The organism is Neisseria sp. P0021.S006 (genome assembly GCF_051956895.1).
In genome coordinates, this window is the sequence record NZ_JBQCWZ010001291.1 from 1 (window position 1) to 437 (window position 437).

Here is a 437-nt window from a genome sequence, read left to right on the forward strand (position 1 = left end):
GATACAACATCGGCGCCGCAACACGCTTTGTCGCCAAACAAACGCGCGGCGATTTTGACGCGGCAAGAGATATGGGCATAGACAAACGCGAAGCCGCCAACGGCTTTAACGTTGCCGACCTTTACGCAGGCGTAAACATCAAAGACAAATACGGCTTGCGCTTGGGCGTAAACAACGTGTTCAACAAAAACTACGCCGAACACATCAGCGGCGACCACGTCCTCGCCCTGTCGCCCAGTGTGGTGTACGCACCGGGCAGGACATATTGGTTGAGTTTGCATGCGGCTTTTTAAAACCAGGCCGTCTGAAAGAATGTCTACACTGGCTTATTCAGAACTAGGAGATAAAAAATGGACATGAAAAGACGCGATTTCTTAAAAATGAACACCGCTCTGGTCGTCGCAGGCGTTTCGCCTTCATTGTTGGCAGCCGGTGAA

General features: G+C 51.3%; 1 protein-coding gene and 1 pseudogene. Both read left to right on the plus strand.

Annotated features, from left to right (window positions below):
• Nucleotides 1-293, plus strand: a pseudogene (locus tag ACTHUM_RS19935) (TonB-dependent receptor); the annotation flags it as partial.
• A 57-nt stretch (nt 294-350) separates the two neighbouring features.
• A partial coding sequence (locus ACTHUM_RS19940; RefSeq protein ID WP_440403998.1) for a twin-arginine translocation signal domain-containing protein occupies nt 351-437 on the plus strand: 87 nt, incomplete at its 3' end.